The organism is Paenibacillus sp. JL3B1040, assembly GCF_057063165.1.
In genome coordinates this window covers 4018908-4038009 of record NZ_CM169317.1, presented here as the reverse complement: position 1 = coordinate 4038009, position 19102 = coordinate 4018908, and the positions used below count along the sequence as shown (strand labels likewise).

The 19102-nt window shown below is 54.1% G+C and carries 13 protein-coding genes and 1 pseudogene; 11 read left to right on the top strand and 3 right to left on the bottom strand.

Features of this window, described 5'->3' with window-relative positions:
- The first annotated feature begins 188 nt into the window (after positions 1-188).
- The 9 genes and pseudogenes from ACZF99_RS18230 to ACZF99_RS18190 all read left to right on the top strand — a co-directional run bounded on the left by ACZF99_RS18230 (position 189) and on the right by ACZF99_RS18190 (position 12658).
- On the top strand, positions 189-1823 hold the full coding sequence (locus tag ACZF99_RS18230) for a response regulator transcription factor (RefSeq protein WP_483606484.1): 1635 nt from the start codon (positions 189-191) through the stop codon (positions 1821-1823).
- Positions 1820-3631: a cache domain-containing sensor histidine kinase gene (locus ACZF99_RS18225; RefSeq protein ID WP_483606483.1), complete on the top strand. Its 1812-nt coding sequence runs from the start codon at positions 1820-1822 to the stop codon at positions 3629-3631. The genes ACZF99_RS18230 and ACZF99_RS18225 overlap by 4 nt, the downstream gene beginning before the upstream one ends.
- Positions 3632-3805: 174 nt before the next feature.
- On the top strand, positions 3806-5566 hold the full coding sequence (locus ACZF99_RS18220; RefSeq protein WP_483606482.1) for an extracellular solute-binding protein: 1761 nt from the start codon (positions 3806-3808) through the stop codon (positions 5564-5566).
- Between the two features lie 229 nt (positions 5567-5795).
- The gene (locus ACZF99_RS18215) at positions 5796-6737 is read left to right on the top strand and encodes an ABC transporter permease (RefSeq protein ID WP_483606480.1); all 942 of its coding nucleotides are present in this window, start codon (positions 5796-5798) and stop codon (positions 6735-6737) included.
- 35 nt (positions 6738-6772) lie between these two features.
- Complete coding sequence (locus tag ACZF99_RS18210) at positions 6773-7663, top strand: carbohydrate ABC transporter permease (RefSeq protein WP_483606479.1); 891 nt, start codon at positions 6773-6775, stop codon at positions 7661-7663.
- A gap of 60 nt (positions 7664-7723) precedes the next feature.
- A pseudogene (locus ACZF99_RS18205) lies at positions 7724-8671 on the top strand (glycoside hydrolase family 140 protein); the annotation flags it as partial.
- Complete coding sequence (locus ACZF99_RS18200; protein WP_483612827.1) at positions 8651-9025, top strand: putative collagen-binding domain-containing protein; 375 nt, start codon at positions 8651-8653, stop codon at positions 9023-9025. The pseudogene ACZF99_RS18205 and the gene ACZF99_RS18200, both read left to right, overlap by 21 nt.
- A 48-nt stretch (positions 9026-9073) precedes the next feature.
- Positions 9074-10375, top strand: coding sequence for an FAD-dependent oxidoreductase (locus tag ACZF99_RS18195; RefSeq protein ID WP_483606478.1), 1302 nt, complete (start codon positions 9074-9076; stop codon positions 10373-10375).
- A gap of 39 nt (positions 10376-10414) precedes the next feature.
- Positions 10415-12658 (top strand): glycoside hydrolase family 2 protein, encoded by a 2244-nt coding sequence (locus tag ACZF99_RS18190; protein ID WP_483612825.1) that lies wholly within the window; start codon positions 10415-10417, stop codon positions 12656-12658.
- A gap of 101 nt (positions 12659-12759) precedes the next feature.
- On the opposite strand, the gene ACZF99_RS18185 is transcribed toward ACZF99_RS18190, so the two are convergent.
- The 3 genes from ACZF99_RS18185 to ACZF99_RS18175 all read right to left on the bottom strand — a co-directional run bounded on the left by ACZF99_RS18185 (position 12760) and on the right by ACZF99_RS18175 (position 15007).
- The gene (locus ACZF99_RS18185) at positions 12760-13698 is read right to left on the bottom strand and encodes an SGNH/GDSL hydrolase family protein (RefSeq protein ID WP_483606477.1); all 939 of its coding nucleotides are present in this window, start codon (positions 13696-13698) and stop codon (positions 12760-12762) included.
- A gap of 29 nt (positions 13699-13727) precedes the next feature.
- Positions 13728-14057 carry a hypothetical protein gene (locus tag ACZF99_RS18180; RefSeq protein ID WP_483606476.1) on the bottom strand — a complete coding sequence of 110 codons (330 nt, stop codon included), beginning with the start codon at positions 14055-14057 and terminating at the stop codon, positions 13728-13730.
- A 110-nt stretch (positions 14058-14167) separates the two neighbouring features.
- Entirely contained in the window at positions 14168-15007 is an 840-nt protein-coding gene (locus tag ACZF99_RS18175) for a helix-turn-helix domain-containing protein (protein ID WP_483606475.1), read from the bottom strand.
- 144 nt (positions 15008-15151) lie between these two features.
- Here ACZF99_RS18175 and ACZF99_RS18170 point away from each other — a divergent pair, with 144 nt between their 5' ends.
- Both ACZF99_RS18170 and ACZF99_RS18165 read left to right on the top strand, forming a co-directional pair.
- Positions 15152-16594 (top strand): L-fucose/L-arabinose isomerase family protein, encoded by a 1443-nt coding sequence (locus tag ACZF99_RS18170; protein ID WP_483606474.1) that lies wholly within the window; start codon positions 15152-15154, stop codon positions 16592-16594.
- A gap of 16 nt (positions 16595-16610) precedes the next feature.
- The gene (locus tag ACZF99_RS18165) at positions 16611-19079 is read left to right on the top strand and encodes a hypothetical protein (protein WP_483606473.1); all 2469 of its coding nucleotides are present in this window, start codon (positions 16611-16613) and stop codon (positions 19077-19079) included.
- Positions 19080-19102: the final 23 nt, after the last annotated feature.

The following is a 19102-nucleotide window of genomic DNA, read 5'->3' as shown; positions in this document are numbered from 1 at the left end:
GAATCACGGACACTCGAATAGAAATTTTCCACGATACGTGCACCCGCTAGCTTGTCTGGAGTTCAGACAGGGCTTTACAGAAGCCGGGGATGCACGTATTCTTGTATCGAGAAGATTGTAAGGGCTTTCAACATAAAGCGAGAACCGATTAACCGCGATACCGGCGTTAAAAGGGAGGCTGTCATCACATGTACAAAGTGATTATCGTCGAGGATGAAATGCTTGTGCGGGTCGGATTGCGCAACTCCGTGGACTGGAGCAAATTCGGTATGGAAGTGGTCGCGGATTTGCATGATGGCCAGGCGGCTTGGGATTATTGCCAGAATCAGGGCTACCCTGATTTGATGATTACGGATATCCGGATGCCGCGAATGGATGGCATGGAATTGATTTCGAACATACGAAGACAGGACAAGACGATCAAAATCGTTGTGTTAACTTGCCTTGAGGAATTTGGATTGGTCCGTCAAGCCATGTCGCTTGGCGTATCCCACTATATTCTGAAACTTACGATGACCGAGGAAGAGATCGAGGAGATATTAGGGGGGATCGCTGCCGAGCTTCAGGCGCGTGAGAGAGGAGGGCCTCCCCAGAATGAGGGCTCTCTTGTCCCCGGCAATTTAGATCTCATCAAGGAAAAGGTGATCAAGGACTTTTTGTTTTACGGGATCTACTCGGTTTCCGAGTTCGAGAAATTTGTGGAACAAAGCGGCATTCGTCTTACGCCTCACCGGATGGTAGCGTGCACGATGGAGGTTGACCATTACGCCGGCATCCGGCGGAAGCTCAGGGACGACCAGGGACATTTGATTCGGCTGACGGTGCTGAATATCCTTCATGAAATCACGAACTCCTGCCAACGGGGGGAGACCATCTGCCTGAATGAAACCCGTTATCTTCTGCTCTTCAGCTTTGAAGATATCATTTCCGAGCGATCGTTGATGCAGGAATTGCATGCCGTATTGGGGACGGTCCAGGAAGCGATGGTTTCGTGCTTTGCCGAGTCCGGTTCCGTCTCCTTTGGGATCAGCTCCGTTCAAAGCGGGTTTTCCTCGCTGCGGAAAATGTACGCCGAGTCCGGTCGGGCCTTGGAGCGGAAGTTCTATGCCGGTCCCGGGCAAAGGCACACGGACTTCGATCCGCTTGAGCTTAATCTCATTCGGACACAGGTGGAAGAGATCCGCCAATATGCCCCACTAAGGAATCTTCTAAGTCCGATGAGAGTCCGGGAATACGACGAGTATTGGGATGGTTTGCTGGATGGTGTGACGAACGCCAAGCCGGCGGTCCGGATCCTATTGTATCAATTGATTCAATGGGTAAGCAGCCATCTGTACGACGATCATCAGAACGAAAAGACCCTGTTGCTCAGCAAAACGGAGATGCTTGACGAATGCGGGACATTGCCGGAAATGTTGCGGCATGTCCATGCGTATTTCATCGAAGCGGCGGAACAGGCGCAAACCCATCTTCAGATGAGTAATGAAATTACGAAGGCCATTCAGTACATCAAGCATAACTATCCTCGAAACATAAGTCTTCAACAGGTGGCAGACCATGTGAATTTAAGCTCCGGATACTTAAGCAATTTGTTTAAGAAGGAGCTGCAGGTCACCTTCGTGGAGTATTTAAACCTGTATCGAATCGAACGAGCTAAGGAGCTTCTTGCCCACACCACAATGAAATCCTATGACATTGCCGTGCAGGTAGGGTTCTCTCCGGAATACACCTATTTCAGCAAGGTATTTAAAAAAGTAACGGGCCTGAATCCCAACGAGTACCGTAAACAGTGGGTTTCCGGCGGTTCATGGGAGGGCCTATGAGGTTCCGACGCCGGTACCAGAGCCTGGGTACACAGTTGATCCTATGCTACATGATCATCAGCGTAACCGTGTTATCCGCAGCTTCCTATTACATTTACCAATATATGCTCGGCATCGTAAAGGAGAATAACGAAACCCTTCTGCTCCAGCAGTTTAAACAGTTGGATCATAACATCCAGGGATTTGTTGAGGATATGGACGCACTATCCAAGTTTTTCCTCCTTGAGGCCAGTGTCCAACGATTTCTCTCCTATACCCCGGGTGAAGGGGACATCGAATACTCGGAAATGAAAAAGGAGGTCCATTCGAGCATCGAGGGGTTTGTCGGCAATTATGAGTACCTGGATTCGATCTATTTGGTGGGCGAGGTACAAGGGGCTGTCGGAGGAACGAATCAAACCACGCTGATCGATCCCGATCCCAGGTGGCTGGAGCGGTTTACCGCCTCCCCTCTTTTTCGGAGATCGTATGAAGAGTTTCCGAAAATGGTTGTTGAAGGCGGAATCGTCAAGTCGGATTACAACCCGTACATGCTAACGGAGGATGGAGGCCACGTATTCAGCATGTCGCGTGGCGTCAAGGCGCTCTATCGGCCGCAAACGAGGGCGGTCCTCGTCTTGAACGTGGATGAGGGCTACATCTCGTCCCTCTATTCGACGGAATTGGAAGAGGGCAAGGGCACCATGTATATCATGGATTATCAGGGACGTATTATTTCAAGCAGTCATAAAGAGGATATCGGTCAACGCGGCCCTTTCTCGCAGGATGACATGGGGCAAGCGAGCTATGGCAGCTTCGATCACCACAAGGCGGGAGCGCAGGTGCAAACCGTTTATTATAAGCTCGAGCACCTGAATGGGTACCTGATGAAGGAAATCCCTCTTAACCTGTTTTCCGAACAGATTTACTCCGTGCAAACGATGCTGGTTTTCGTTTTTTTGCTCTGTCTGATCGTAAATTTCGTCGTCTCCTATTTTTGGCTCAAAAGAATGACTCGTCCGTTGACCATTTTGGCCCACAAGATGCAGGATATGAGCCGGGGCGAGTTGGGAGTGACGGTGGCCAAAATTCCGAACAACGAATTCGGCCTGGTTATCCGCCGTTTTAATGAGATGTCTCTAAGCATCGTCGATCTTCTCAAAACGACGAACGAAATCCAGGAGAAACGGCGTGAGCTAGAAATCGAAGCGCTGCAAAGTCAGATCAACCCTCATTTTTTGTACAATACCCTCAACATGATCCGCTGGATGGCCTCGGGAATCAAAGCGGATAACATCGTCCATAGCATCGTCGCTTTGGGGAACATGCTGCGTCCGGTGTTCGCCAGCAAGGACCCGATGTGCACGCTGCGCGATGAAATTCAATATCTGGACAACTACATCAAGATCACCAATTGGCGGTTCGGCAACCGCATTTTCTTCTCCATCGAAGTGGATGAACTGCACTTGGACCGGACGATTCCCCGGTTCATCCTGCAGCCTCTGGTCGAGAACAGCATCACGTTCGGCGGACAGAAGGAAGGACAGGCCGTTCATATTCTTATCAAGACCTTCGATACGGATAGCGAATTCATGATCTCCGTGATCGATTCCGGCGGGGGCATCGAGCCGCTTCGAATGCAGCAATTGAACAAGCAACTGCAATCGGGAACCACTTCCTCCGCCAAAGCTTCCGGGAGCGGAATTGGTTTATACAACGTAAATAAACGGATTCAACTCAATTATGGCGAAGCTTACGGGATTCGTCTGATGCCGCGGATCGAAGGAACGGAAGTGCAGGTTCGATTGCCCAAACCCGATGAGGGATAAGGGGGGCGTCATGGGGGAGCGAGGAATTGTTCAACCGAATCCGAAAATCGTTCAGCCGCGACATTTGCAACCTGTAGATTTTTCAACCGAATCCTTATTTTCTATATTCGTAGTTGCCAGGCATAGCCGTATGATCAATGGCAAGCGGTATAAATCAAATAGGGAGGTTACGCCATGAAAAAGAGGGGTTTATCGACAGCCATTGCCCTGCTGCTCATATTATCGATGCTGCTGTCTGCCTGCGGAAGTTCAAATCCATCCGGCAATTCGCCGGCCAACAAGGAGACAGACTCCAAGGATACAGCGGAGGAGGTCGTTACGTTACGGCTGTTGGTCATCGAAAGCGGAACGAAATGGAACACGTATCCGGACAGCGCGGTGGCCGAAGCGATCGCCCAACAAATCGGCGTCAAAATCGAATACGTCGAGGCGGATGAAAGCAAGTTTAACGTACTGCTGGCGGGGGGAGATCTTCCGGACATCGTCAGGGCCGAACCGGCCAAGTACGGTAAACAGTTAATCGAAGGCGATCTGATCATTCCGATGGATGACATGCTGGAGCAGTATGGTCAGGATATCAAACAAAATGTGCCTGATTTTCTCAATTACAGCCGGGAAAACTGGAGCGAGGGGCGAAATCAGCTGTTTTTCCTGGCTCCGCAAATCCAGTCGGAGCCCAGCGTGAATTATCCGGCGTTGACCATCGGTCCGACGATCCGTTGGGACTACTACAAGGAAATCGGCGCTCCCGAAATTAACAATCCGGACGATTTGCTGAATGTGCTGGACCAGATTGTCCAGAAGCATCCGCAAACGGAGGACGGCAAGAGCATCTATGGGGTGTCCATGTGGCAGGATTGGGGGCTCTGGCCATATATTTTTCCGTTCGCCTGGTACACCACACAGACGACCAACAACAGCGACTTATTGGCTAGAGCGCTCGACGAAACGCAATATCGGAATATCCTGACCGATGAACAGTCAACCTACTGGGTCGCCATGGATTTCTATAATAAAGCTTATCGTCGGGGGTTGCTTGATCCGGACGCGCTGACCATGAAGCACAACGACTACTTGGCCAAGGCGACGGCCGGTCAAATCGTGCTGGGACCCGCTACCTGGGCGATGGGCGATTTCAATTCCAAGTACGCCAAGGATGGGAAAGGCTACATTGTCTTGCCGGTGGGGAAACGGGCCTGGAGCGGCGGGGTGAACCCGCTCGGCTGGTCGGGCAAAAGCTACTCGATCTCCAAAAGCTCGAAACATCCGGAGAAAGCGATGCAGTTCCTGAACTACATTTATTCCTACGAGGGCGCCAGAACGATGTACAACGGAACGGAGGGCGTGCATTGGGACCTCGTGGACGGCAAACCGCAAATTAAGGATGAAGTTTTCGAATTGAAAAACGCCGGCGGAACCGAATGGGAAAAAACCGGCATTAGTATCGATTTGAATCTGATCGGTTTGGGCGGCGGCGTTACGGATCCGAAATCGGGCTCTCCGCTGGATTTGTTCACCACTTCCGAGGCCCTGGCGAGAGGGATTACGAAGCTGGAGAAGGATTTCAGCGAGTATTACGGAGGCATGCATCCGGGCGATGTCCTCGGCAAGCTGGTCGCCGAAGGCAAGCTGATGGATTCCAACACGGTCCAGAAGGATCTTACGCCGGAGCAAATCATCAAGGAAGGCCTCGTCGGCCTGCCGACCCTGCCCGAGGACCTCGTCAAAGTGGAAGGGCAACTGAAGGAAATGGCAGCCCGATACGCGGCCAAGCTGATCCTCTCGAAGACGGATGAAGAATTCGAGCGGAACAAGAAGGAAGCGCAAGAAGCCTTTATAAAAGGCGGCGTCGACAAGGTCACGGAGTTCTACACCTCGGATTATGCCAAACGGCGTGAGGCGGTAGGAGCCTTGCCTGCGGAGCTTAAACGGTAGTGAAGGGGATTTTTTGAGACGGAAGAGAGTCTTCCAGACGGAAGAGAGTCTTCCGTCTCTTTTTTATTTTTCAAGCGAATCTGTAAATGGTTCAACTTGCGAAGGCAAGGGGGAGGAGATAATTCAATGCATTCATTAGATCGTTCATTCAGAATCGGGCGGAGGGACGGTAAGCTGTGGTTATACCGCTTATGAAACACGATTACGCGAATAAGGAGAGACAACCAACGTGGACATTGTTTACCGTACGAAACCGGAGCTCGTTAAGAAAAAGCGGCGGCGAATTCGCAAAGAGGGGATGATTCTGCTCGGCATGACGTTTCCCTTCTTGCTGATCGCCTTCGCCTTCCATTACGTTCCTCTCTTCGGCTGGCTGTATGCCTTTTTTGATTATCACCCGGGAATCCCTCTGAGCCGGACGGAATTTGTGGGATTCGCGCATTTTCAGGAGATGCTGGCCGATCCGAATATGGGGCGCGTCTTGGTGAATACGTTAGCCCTTAGCTTGTTGTCCCTGTTGTGCGCTCCCATACCGATGCTGCTGGCTGTTATGATCTCGGAAGTGAAAAGCCATCGCTTCAAACGGATCTTTCAAACCACCTCGACGCTTCCGCACTATATCAGTTGGGTCATCATCTACTCGCTGGCCTTCAGCATGTTCAGTTCCGAAGGGGCGATCAATACGATACTGATAAATCTCGGCTGGATCGAAAGGCCGCTGAACGTATTGGGGAACGCGGATCATGTCTGGCTTACGCAGACGCTGATTCTGTTATGGAAATCGCTTGGCTGGAACGCGATTATTTACCTGGCGGCGATCGTCAGCATCGACAGCGAAATGTACGACGCGGCCAAGGTGGACGGAGCGGGAAGGCTGAGAAGCATTTGGCATATCACCTTCCCCGGCATCATGCCGACTTTTATCGTCCTGCAGTTGCTGGCGGTGAGCAATTTGCTGTCTGCGGGCTTTGAGCAATACCTCGTTTTCAACAACGTCATGGTTACGGATAAAATCGAGGTTCTTGATTTGTACGTATACCGGGTCGGTCTGGTCCTGAACGACTATCCGTATTCCACGGCCGTGGGCATGTTCAAATCGGTGATCAGCATTACGCTGCTGTTCCTGGTGAACGGCCTGTCGAAGAAAATCCGGGGAGAAAGCATCGTCTAGCCGACAGCGGACGAAGCAAGGAGGAGAAGAAAAGCATGCTTAGATGGCGCATAAGCAAATCGGACCTGATATTCAATATGATCAATTACACGTTCTTGATCTTGTTGTTGATCGTGACGGTTTATCCGTTCTATTACATTTTCATTTACTCGATCAGCGATTCCTTCGAGGCCCAGAAGGGGGTGTATCTCTGGCCCGCCGGATTTTCACTGGAAAGCTATAAAGCCGCGTTTAGGTTGAAGGGATTAGCCGATGCCGCGGTGGTATCCGTTATGCGTACCGTGATTGGGACGATATTGACGGTGTTGTGCAGCTCGTTTTTTGCCTATCTGATCACGAAACAGGAGCTGCCGTTCCGCAAGTATATTTACCGCTTCGTGTTGATTACGATGTATTTCAATGCGGGCTTCATCCCGTGGTATTTGACGATGAAAGCTTACCAATTGCAAAACAGCTTCCTGCTGTATATTCTGCCCGGGATGCTCACCGGCTTCTACATTATTCTCATCAAGACGTTTATGGAGCAATTGCCGCCCGCTTTGGAGGAATCTGCCAAAATCGACGGGGCGGGGTACTTCAAAATTTTTACGAGCATCGTGTTTCCCCTCTCCTTACCGATTATTGCTACCATCGCCGTGTTTGCGGCCGTTGGACAGTGGAATACGTGGTTTGACAACTTCTTCCTGGTATCGGATCCGAAGCTGCAAACGCTGCAGCTCTTGCTGTATAACTTCCTGAATCAGACGAGCAGCATCGCCGGAATGAGCGGTGAAGAGCTGACGAGAACCGGACAAGTGCGGGTGATGACGCCGCAATCGGTGCAAATGACGATCACGATGCTGGTGACGCTGCCGATCGTTGTCGTTTATCCTTTCCTGCAGCGGTTTTTCGTCAAAGGCATTATGCTGGGCGCGGTAAAGGGCTGAACCGAACGACCCGAACGAACTGAATGAACAAACGCTACGCGTTAAAGGGAGGAAACTCGGATGAGCATGCAAGGGTTGAAGATCAGCGGGAATGGGCGGTTTTTGACCACTACGGACGGGACGCCGTTCTTTTGGCTGGGGGATACGGCTTGGAACCTGCTTCATAAGCTGGATCGGGACGAGGCTGAGCATTATTTGCGCTATCGCGCGGAGCAGCAATTCAACGTGATCCAGACTGTGATCCTGTCGGAAGCCGACGGACTGAGGACGGGAAACGCGTATGGGCGAAAACCGCTGAAGCAGAACGAGCGCGGGGAATATGATCCACTGCTGCCGGATACGGAAGGCGACTACTCTTATTGGGCCCATATCGATTTCGTTCTGGATATGGCAGCCTCGTTAGGCTTATATGTCGCCTTGCTCCCGACTTGGGGAGACAAGTTTCATCTGAAGGGGGGAAAGGGACCGGTCATCTTTCACGAGCAGAATGCGCGGGCTTACGGTCGATGGCTGGGGAATCGTTACAAAAATCGCCCCAACCTGATCTGGGTGCTTGGCGGGGACCGGCCGCTAGTGCGTTATGAGCACTTTGCCGTCATTCGGGAGATGGCCGAAGGGATTAAGGCCGGAGATGACGGACGCCATTTGATGACGTTTCATCCGCAGGGCTGGCAATCCTCGTCCCATCACGTCCATGAGGAGTCGTGGCTCGACTTCAATATGATTCAATCGGGACATGGCCAACGCGAGTTGGTGAATTACGAGTTCGTAAATGCGGATTACGGGCGTTCCCCGGTTAAACCGACGCTGGATGCGGAGCCCTGCTACGAGGACATCCCGGTGGGATTTAAACCGGAAAACGGCTATTTCGATGCAGCCGACGTGCGCACGGCAGCCTACTATGCGGTGCTTTCCGGGGCTTTTGGGCACACGTACGGCCAGCACAGCATCTGGTCCATGACGCGGGAGACGGACGATGATTTCGTGATGACCTGGCAGGAGGGGCTGCATCGGCCAGGCGCTGCGCAAATGCGTCACCTCCGCGCGTTAATGGAATCCCGGCCTTTGCCGGAACGGGTTCCGGATCAGAGCCTGGTCGCCAATAACCGCCCGGGCGCCAACTATATGACGGCGGCTCGCGGCAGGGAGTACGCCTTCGTGTACACCCCCAACGGATTGCCGGTGGAGGTTACGATGGGCAAGATCGCGGGATCGCGGGCAGCGGCTTCGTGGTTTGACCCGCGTACCGGCGAATTTCGGGAGATTGGAGAATATCCCAACTCGGGCACGGCGTTCTTCCGTCCGCCTTCCGCCGGGAGGGGAAACGATTGGGTGCTCGTTCTTGATACGATGGATGGATAAATGGAGGCTTGAAACAGGTCAAATCATGAGGGGTGGATTGATGTGCGGATGGATGGACAGCAAGCAACAGCTTCATATGATGTCGTTGTTATAGGCGGAGGGGCGGCGGGTTTTACGGCTGCGGTTCAGGCCGCCAGGGCCGGGGCGCGCACCGCGCTAATTGAGAAAAACGGTGTACTGGGCGGTACGACGGTGGTAGCGGGCGTAGATTTCCCGGGGTTGTTCCACGCAGGGGGAAAACAGGTTATCTCCGGCATCGGCTGGGAAGCTATTGAACGTACAGTTGCTAAAGGCGGGGCGGAACTCCCGGATTTCACTCAGCCTATCCAAGAGGGAAAGCATTGGGAGCATCAGATCAGAGTCAACCGCTTCCTGTACAGCGCCGTACTGGATGAGATGTGTCTAGAGGCGGGAGTGGACCTTCGGTTTCATGAAATGCCGGCCGCCATCAAAGTGGACAGTAACGAGCAAGGAGAGCCTTTGTTATTTACGACAGGAAAAACGGGTCTGATGGCCATCGGATTTAAAAAACTGGTCGATGCTACCGGCGATGCCAACATTGCGGAAATGATGGGCTATGAGAGGGAAAGGGAAGCGGTGCTCCAACCGGGCACTTTGGTCTACAAACTGGAAGGATACGAATTGGAAAACGTGGATCGAAGTGTGTTGAAAGAGAGATATGCCTCCGCATTAGCGGCAGGGGAGATCAGGATTACGGATCATTTACCGGGCGAATTTCCATTTTACAGGGAACTGGTCCATAGAGGAAGCGCATCCTTGCATATCCCCTGGATTGATGGCTCCACTTCGCCGCTAAAGTCGCAGGCAGAAATCAAAGCACGCGAGGCACTGCTGCGTATCGTTCATTTTCTGCGCGGGATTCCCGGTTGCGAGAAGTTATACGTTTCGGATTTTGCAAATGAATGCGGCATTCGTGAAACCTGGCGAATTATCGGGGAGACCCGGGTGGACGCCCCTAGTTATGTTAGCGGACGAGTTTGGCCGGACGCGGTTTGTTACAGCTATTATCCCATTGATATTCATCAATCGGATTCAAATACAACCGAAGTCCGCCCATTGACTGAAGGCGTGGTTCCAACCATTCCGTATGGAGCGTTGATTCCCCGCGGAAGCGAGCATCTGCTTGCAGCCGGCCGATGCATATCGGGAGACGGCATAGCCTCCTCGGCATACCGGGTTCAGGCCAGTTGCATGGCCACAGGTCAGGCGGCGGGAGCGGCTGCGGCTATTGCCGCAAGCAGATCGATCCCTGTTTACCGCGTGGAGGTAGAGGAGTTGAGGCAATTATTGACGATGCATCAGGCCATTGTGCCGGAGAAAGACACATAAATTGACTTTTGTTGAGAGGGGCGGTTCGTGTTGAACAGCGTGAAACAGGAGATCTCGTGGGAGGTCGGCTGGAGCGATAGCCGGCAGGCAACTCCGGCGAGATGGGTACCCGCGGTCGTTCCCGGCGCGGTCCAATTGGATTGGGCCCGGGCGGAGCATTGGGGGGATTCTGCCTACGGGGAGAATTGGCGGCAATACGAATGGATGGAGGATAAATATTGGACTTACCGGAGCAAGCTTCGCGTTCCGGCATTTACCCCGGAGGAGCGGGTTGTATTCATCTCCAAAGGCATCGATTATCACTTCCGGATAACCCTAAACGGCGAGCTGTTGCTGGAACAGGAGGGGATGTTTACGCCGGTGGAACTGGATCTGACGGATTCGCTTACGCCCGGGAGCGAAGCGCTCCTGGAGGTCCGGCTGGAGCCGGTTCCCAAACGGCCCGGAGCCCCCAAAAGCCGCGACCAGGCGGACCATTCCTGCAAGCCGGCGGTCAGCTACGGGTGGGATTGGCATCCCCGCCTCATTCCGCTCGGGATCTGGGACGACACCTATCTGCTCGTTCGTCCAAAAACTCATATTTCATGCTCGGAGGTATTTTACGAGCTGAACGAGGCTTGCGATCACGTGAAGCTCACCATGCAAGCGGAGCTTGCCGGAGATGCGGGAGAGTTGGTTTGGCGTGTGAAGGATCCGGCAGGCGAAACCGTGGTGGAGCAAGTGCTTGCGGTGACGGGCACGAGCTGCATGTTGCAAGCTTCGATCGAGAAGCCGCAACTATGGTGGCCTCATAACCATGGGGATCAACCGCTGTACCGATCCGAGGTCTGGCTGCGCGCTCCGGAAGGGAGCCTCTCCGATCCGGATATCCACGTGCAGAGGATCGGCTTCCGAAGCGTCAGACTGGTGATGCATGATGGCGCGTGGAAGGAGCCAAGTCAATTTCCGAAAAGCCGCAGCAATCCCCCGATCACGATGGAGATAAACGGGCGGCGCATCTTTTGTAAAGGGACCAACTGGGTGAACCCCGATATTTTTCCGGGGAGAATCACGGCGGAGGATTACCGGACCTTGTTGACCCTGGCCAGGGAGGCAAACATGAATATGCTGCGGGTGTGGGGCGGCGGCATCGTCAACAAGACCCCGTTCTTCGAGCTGTGCGACGAGCTGGGTCTCATGGTTTGGCAGGAGTTTCCGCTGGCCTGCAACCAATATCCGGATGCGCCGGCATACCTGAAGGTGCTGGATCAGGAATCCCGCTCGATCGTGAAGAGATTGCGCCGGCACGCTTCGGTCGTTCTTTGGTGCGGCGGCAACGAGCTGTTTAATGCCTGGTCCAGAATGACAGAGCAATCCTATCCTTTGCGTCTTTTGAATGCCAACTGCTTTGAGTTGGATCCGCATACGCCGTTCATCATGACCTCCCCGCTTGACGGGATGGGGCATGGCCACTATATGTTCCGGTACAGAACAGGCGAAGACGTGTTCGAGGCGATGCCGAAGGCCAGCAATACCGCGTATACGGAATTCGGCGTTCCCGCACCGGCTTCGGTGGAGCAGCTGCGCAGCTTCATCCCGCCGGAGGAGCTGTTCCCGCCGCGACGAGGGACCTCCTGGGAAAGTCACCACGGATTAAACGCTTTGTCCGAGGAGATGTGGTTGATGCCCGATCAGCTCGAGTATTATTTCGGACCATCCGAGACGCTGGAGCAATTGGTGGAGCGGGGGCAGCTCCTGCAGTCTGAAGGCTACAAATGCATTTACGAGGAAGCGCGGCGCCAGCAGCCGAAATGCTCCATGGCATTGAACTGGTGCTTTAACGAAGCCTGGCCTGCTGCGGCGAATAACAGCATTATCAGTTGGCCTGCCAAGCCCAAGCCGGCTTATTCCGCCGTGCAGGCTTCCTGCCGTCCGGTGGTGGCGAGCGCGCGTATTCCCAAATTCGTATGGCGGGAAGGAGATTGGTTCGAGCCGGAGCTGTGGTTGTTAAACGATGGTCCCACCGCGATAGAGCCCGGGAGGATGCAGGCTTATCTGACGTTGGGATCCGGGGAGAGGCATCTGCTGCTGGTGTGGGACTTCGGCCGGGCCAAACCGGGGACCAACCTCCGGGGGCCAACCGCGAGATTCCTCCTGCCGGCCGGAAATAACGGCAGAATGAAGCTGGAGCTGATCGTCACCGGCCAGCCGGAGCGGAATTCGTCGTATACGGTCTTGTTCAAGGGCGAAGCCCCGGTCTTAACGAACAAGCCAAGCCAAACCCTGAATTTTCAAACGGAATAAGCACCCGAAAACGCCCGAAGACTGCCCGGAAAATCGGATTAAGTCTTCAGGCGTTCGCGTTATCCCTGACCTCCGAAGCCCTGCGGCGGGAACGGGGCGGATTAGGATTGGTTCAGCAGCTTAACGATTTCGTTATAAAACAAATTTGCGATCAGGCCTTGTCCGTCTCCATTCGGGTGCACGGTGCCCTCCGGGGTGTTGATGAACGTGTTGCCTTGGGTGGCCGTATAGAGATCGGCGCACGGGACGCCTTTGCGGAGGCAAGCGTCCTTGACTTCATTCACTTTAACTTGATTTTGGGCCTCCGTGTAGTACGTGTTGTATTGAATCGTGGAAGCGATGATGTGCGTTTCCGGAAGCCATTCCCGAAGCTTATCGAAGCCCTTCTCCAGGTCCGCGCCCGGATTGGCATTGTTCATTCCGGCCAGCCACAATACGAGGTCGGGACGGCGCGGGGCAACGACGGCGTCAATGATGCCGGTGACCGTGCCGATCGGAGCTCCGGACAAACCGTGGATGCTTACCGGGACCGACAGCATTTGCCGGAGCCTGCGCCCGTACAGCTGCTCCGGTCTTTGCGACACATTCGCGCCGAAGGTAATCGAGTCACCGATACAGACGATGCTGCGCAAGACGGACGATCCCGGGGGGACAAAATCGGCCATCAAATAATCGATATCGATGTAACAAGCGGTGGAGGAAGCGTTTTTGACGCCTTTTTTGCGAATCGAAACGGTGTGGACGCCGTCGCTTAGTCCTGTGATGGCGTACACCTGTACCCCATGCTGTCCCGATGCAGCGTAATAATCGATTTCGCCATGAAGCATGTCATCAACGAAGACGTCGGCTTTCCCGAAATTAGGTCCTTTGGTGGCATGGATATCAAGGCCCCTGAAATATCCGCTCCATGAAACCGTGGCGTTGGCGGCTGTAGTGCCGTCCGAGTCGTGCCTGCTGGATAAGCTTGCATTTGCCGTGTGCTGGACCGTCCAGCTTCCTTCATACGTTAGTGCGCCGTCTTCGACTTTCAGCTTGGCCATGTTCGAACCCTCCTCATTGGTATTGTAGGTCAGACCTGAAGGGGGACCACCCAGATCGTCCAGTTCCCGGTGAAATTGGCGACTTCAATTCTAAGAAAACGGGAGATGTCCTGCAAAACGTAGGATGTTGTGCCGGTTATTCCGGTCTTGACGGCCTCCGTCCCTAATTCGGGAGCGTAAATGCCGCTTTCGTTCGGGGCTCCCTTGACAGTTACATCGATGCGGGTACCCGTTTGCGTCGTTTGGATGTAAACGCGGCATTTGGCGTAGCCGTACATGTCCATCGGGTTGCTAACGGCGGTCGACCCCGTCGGTAAATAGACATAAGCCGGCGGAGGAGGGGGGAACCGATGCATCATGAAAAGCCTCCTTTATTTTGGTTCTGATTCAAGTTAGTGGTTTCCTTTATTTATTATATCGGCCTGTCACGCGGAGTAAAACGAGAGGATTTATACTTTGTTGTCCGATATTAACCGTTTCGAAGCCGAGGATCGGATGGCTCCGATTTGTCGTTAATCCAGATGCGAGGCTTTTCTTTAACATAGGCCGAAGGCAACGATCCGGTTACCTTTTTGAACACTTTATTGAAGTAGGAAGGCTCGCAAAAGCCCAGGAAATCGGAAATTTCACTCACGTTCATCGGCGAACCGGTCAGCAAGTCGCAAGCCGCGGAAATCCGGATTTGCTGAATGTATTCCGTCAAGGTGCTGCCTGTCGTTTGCTTAAACAACGCGCTGACATAATTCGGAGTCAGGCCAACGTGAGCGGCCAGGTCTCCGATCGATAACGACTCCCGATAGTGTTCAAGAATGTACTGCTGCAATTGAAAGACGATGCTTTGGGATTTCCCGCGAACTGACGGTGATTCGAAGTCGTCCGCCTCTTCGTTCAGGAGCGCCAGCATTTCCAGGAGGATGCCGTGAGCCAGCGGTTTTGCGTAACGCGATTTGCGCAACCAGTGCTGGGTCAATTGCGAGAAGCGATGCCGTATGTAATCCGCATTAGTTAGTTTGGCCTTGCAAACGAAAGGAGCGCTCAGCAGGGGCAAGCCCTCCCCGTCCCCTTCGTACTGGAAATGGGCGGCATACATGTGATGAGGCTCCGACTTCGCATTAGCGGCGGAGCGCAAGGTGCCTTGGGGAATAAACAACATTTCCCCCCGGACTAATGGCAGCGGGATTTCCTGTTCCAATGTGTAAACGGTTTCTCCTTCGGTCATCAGCAAGAGGATATGGTTGTGCGTTCGCGCCGAGGGCACATGCCAGCCGGGTTCGCATTGTTCAAAATAGATCGCGACAGGTTCGATCAATTTCAGCCGCCTCCTTCATTAACGAATGCTGATATTATAACGAAATCGTAGAATTATTCCAATAATTATTGTTCTGTTCATTGTTTGAATATCCCGTAATTACTAGGATATAAGTGTAACGATAAATCAATTGGTGGTGTAAAAATGAGTGAATTATTCAATCGCAAAAAAGCAAGGGTAGGTCTGATTACTGTCGGCCATGAACCGTATTGGGGACAGTTTCCGGGTTTGCGGGAGGAATTGGAGGGCAATGGCCGAAGCTTCGAAGCTTTACTGCGGAATTGTGACGTGGAAGTGGTGTCGGCCGGCTTTGTCGACAACGTGGACCGGGCTTTTGCGGCTGCCGCCGCGCTGCAGGCGGACAACGTCGATTTTCTGTTCTGCTATTTAAGCACGTATGTAACCTCCTCGACGGCGGCAACCGTCATTCTCAACCTTGCCGTACCGACCGTGCTAGTTGCCTTGCAGCCTCTGAGTCGGTTGGATTACCGGCATACCACGACCTATATGCAGCTTGCAAACGACAATATCTGCTCGCTGCCGGAAATCAGCGGCGTATTGGTGCGGGCGGGGCAACCTGCGGCCGGGATGATCGTCGGGACGCTGCACGGAGACATGCGGGTCGCTCGCGAACTTGAAGCCTGGTGCCAGGTGGCGAATGCACGCAAAGCCTTCAAACACGCCCGGATCGGTTACTTAGGCCATACGTACGAGGGCATGTATGACATGAATTCCGATCCCACCGCCTTCACGGCGACGTTCGGCGCGCATGTGCAAATGCTTGAAATGTGCGATCTGGCCAAGCTGGTCAACGCGGCGACTCCGGGAGAGATCAAAGCCAAGCTCGAGGAAATCCATCGCGTCTTTTCCCTCGCCGATCCCTTCATCGATCCCATCACAAGGCCGATCAAGGAGGAGGATTTGGCCTGGTCCGCCAAGGTGGCCGTCGGCCTCGACAAGCTGGTTACGGCCTACGGGCTGTCCGGACTCGCTTATTATTACCGCGGCCTCGACAACAACGAATACGAACGGATCGGGGCCAACATGGTATTGGGCAATTCGCTGCTCACCGGCAAAGGAATCCCGCTGGCCGGCGAAGCCGACCTGAAGACCTGCGCGGCGATGCTGATCCTGGATCGGCTTGGCGCGGGCGGCTCTTTCGCCGAGCTGCATCCATGCGATTTCAACGATGATATCGTGCTGGTCGGCCACGATGGTCCGCACAATATCCGGATCAGCGACGGCAGGCCGGTGATCCGCGGCCTGGATGTGTTCCATGGGAAGAGCGGCTCCGGCATCGGCGTTGAATTCAGCATCAAGACGGGGCCCGTAACGCTTCTTGGCATTTCGCAAACGGCGGACGGACGATACAAAATGATCGCTGCCGAAGGCGAATCGGTCCCGGGGGAAATTCCGCAAACGGGCAATACCAACACCCGCTGCAGCTTTGGTCGCCGTGTCGCCGAATTTGTCGAGGACTGGTGCGCGGCGGGGCCCACCCATCATTTTGCCCTAGGCGTCGGACACGTGAATGCAAAGCTGGCGCATGTGGCCAGAGTTCTTGGCATTGAGCTTGAAGTGGTATAAGGAGGTGTCTCGTAAAATGACATGGAGTGCAATCAAAAAGCCGCTGCGCCGAGCTACCCTGGAGATGAGCCTGAAGCCGTTTACCAGTTTGAAGCCGGCTGACGTCGATGAAGTCTGTGCTGAAGCGATCCGGCAGTGGTTACCGTTAATCGATATGGCCGAGAAGGCTTCCATGCTGCTGTGGGTTTCGGACGGCAGTGAGATCTTGACCTGGAGCGGACAACCGGAAGCGGAATTGGAGTGGGCCAAATATATCGGCTTCGCGAATGAGCAATGCTTCAGCCATATTCAAGGTGAACATGATCCGCGGATCGCCCGGCCGTACACGGACGAACCGGTACGGATGACGTACGGCGATCTTGCCGGTATTGTAGGCAGCTTCAAACGCGTCGCGTCGGAGCGGTTCGGTGTGACGCTAGAAGTAGGGGCCGCCTTTGACGCAGGTCCTGAGTTTGCTTATTCCCCGTTCAAATATCAGGATCATCCCGAAATTAACCGGGCCGATTTAGGCGGGAAATTTATCGCCCTGAAGGCGGATTATACCGTCGTATGCACCTGGTCCACGCTGCATGGCGATACGGCTTCCTATGCGGCGTATCCGAACGGAATTCCCGAGGGGACCCCGTTCGGCGAATTCCTTGGCCGCCAATGTGCCCGTTATTTGCCCGCGATGGGATTCGATTATATATGGTTCTCGAACGGCTTTGCGCTCTCTTATTTCCCCTGGACCTATTTAGGGGCAAATTATGACGGCACGCAGATGCCGCTGGCGGACTTTGCGGAGCTGTCGGCAAAGGTGATGTCCTTCTGGGATCTATTCAAACGGGAATGCCCCGGCTACCGTACGGAAATTCGCGGCACGAACTTCGGCACGGGCATGGATTTGGCGAAGGACTGCATCCCGATGCTCGATCTATACGAGAAAGGGTATATTGAGCTGCCCCCGCCTAATTCGCCTTGGGGAGCGCTGAACTATGATTTTGGGCTGGAGATGACGGGGTACCTGTCGCGGATCGCCGAACTGCCGGGGGAAACGTACCCGTTTCGTTTTTATCCGAATGATCCTTGGTTTTGGCAGAACCCGTGGTGGGATTTGTACGACCGCGAGCCCCACGATATTTATTGCCCGCTGGCTGCGGCAAGAGTGAATGCCGAAGGCAAGCTGGAAGGTCCCGGTATCGTCGAAATTCTGACGATTGATACGGAGAAGGGAGAACTGCTGGAGGACGGACCCAGAGAAATCGTTCCGCATATTGCACGGGCTTTAAAGGATCATCCGGACGAGGCGGGATTATTAACCTGGGTATACCCTTTCCGCGAGTTGCATGAAGCGGCGGCGGATTCGCAGGATCGGTCCGGGAGCGTGTTTTTTCACGACTGGTTTATACGCAATGCCATTAATGAAGGACTGCCGCTGAATACGGTGGTGGGGACAGATACGATGTTTTCGCTGCAGGAGCCGGGTCTGAAGAAGCTGGCAAGCACGATCCTGTTGGTCTCCGCCAGTTGGTTAACCGGGGAACGCGCCACGTATTTTGCGAATTACGTCCGGTCGGGCGGTCAAGTTCTGCTTTACGGGGCGGTTCACGATCCGGAGTTGCTGGATATGCTCAATCTGGTGCGGGAAGAAGCGCTGGAAGGCGATTTCGAAGTGACCGGCTTTGCCTTTGAAGGAGACGGGTTTGCTTGTGACCGGGAAACGGAGCCGTTGCTTCTCCGGCACCGGGCCCTTATTGGGGACGGTGGGCTGGCGGAACGAGTCAGGGATACGGCGGATCCCCATACCATGCCGGGGATGGAGGTGATGTTGGACGGCCGGGTTCGGGCCTTTGCGTTAAGCCGTTCGCTGCCATCCTGGAAAGGGGGGCGAATCGGTTGGGTACGCGGGTCGCTTCCGTATGAGGCCTCGGGCATTACGCATCTTCCCATCCGGCAGGAGTCGGCATACCTGGACGGGTCTGTTGTAGTACGTTATATGCTGCAGCATTTCGGGTACACGATCCTGCAGCATAAATTCGACCGGGCATCCACGCCGGCCTTGATGTTTGTCAAGCGGCACGACAATGGCTTTATCTTTACCGGCTGTAAAAAGGATACCTCGGTCACGTTCCGGCTTCGCGGTCCGGATGGGGTGCCGGTGCTGATCGGCCAGACGGTTTGCCTTGCAGAAGGGGCGGCGCCTTATGCACTGGACCGCACTTTCTATGACGAATGCCGCGTCTTTGTGGATCAGTCGCACCATGGTCAGGTATGGTGCCGGGAGACCAGCCCGGTCTCGACGCCGGAGCGGACTCCCTCGAGAACGATCGCGGTGGGAGGACTGGAGAGCGCCTCGCTGACCGTTTATCCGCCGATCGGAGCGATGGACGCCGGGCAGGTCGTGGTCAGGAAGGAATATGCCTCCGGAGAAATCGTGACATGGCAACGGGAGGGCAACAAGCTGCGCGTCAAACAGGTGAGCGGAACGATTCAAATTTCATGGTAGATCGTTCAACCTATTACAGAGAG

Excerpts from the sequence above, each read along its gene's own strand:
- ACZF99_RS18230 (WP_483606484.1), top strand. The coding sequence starts at position 189 with ATGTACAAAGTGATTATCGTCGAGGATGAAATGCTTGTGCGGGTCGGA.
- ACZF99_RS18225 (WP_483606483.1), top strand. The coding sequence starts at position 1,820 with ATGAGGTTCCGACGCCGGTACCAGAGCCTGGGTACACAGTTGATCCTA.
- ACZF99_RS18220 (WP_483606482.1), top strand. The coding sequence starts at position 3,806 with ATGAAAAAGAGGGGTTTATCGACAGCCATTGCCCTGCTGCTCATATTA.
- ACZF99_RS18210 (WP_483606479.1), top strand. The coding sequence starts at position 6,773 with ATGCTTAGATGGCGCATAAGCAAATCGGACCTGATATTCAATATGATC.
- ACZF99_RS18200 (WP_483612827.1), top strand. The coding sequence starts at position 8,651 with ATGACCTGGCAGGAGGGGCTGCATCGGCCAGGCGCTGCGCAAATGCGT.
- ACZF99_RS18195 (WP_483606478.1), top strand. The coding sequence starts at position 9,074 with ATGGATGGACAGCAAGCAACAGCTTCATATGATGTCGTTGTTATAGGC.
- ACZF99_RS18185 (WP_483606477.1), bottom strand. The coding sequence starts at position 13,698 with ATGGCCAAGCTGAAAGTCGAAGACGGCGCACTAACGTATGAAGGAAGC.
- ACZF99_RS18180 (WP_483606476.1), bottom strand. The coding sequence starts at position 14,057 with ATGATGCATCGGTTCCCCCCTCCTCCGCCGGCTTATGTCTATTTACCG.
- ACZF99_RS18170 (WP_483606474.1), top strand. The coding sequence starts at position 15,152 with ATGAGTGAATTATTCAATCGCAAAAAAGCAAGGGTAGGTCTGATTACT.
- ACZF99_RS18165 (WP_483606473.1), top strand. The coding sequence starts at position 16,611 with ATGACATGGAGTGCAATCAAAAAGCCGCTGCGCCGAGCTACCCTGGAG.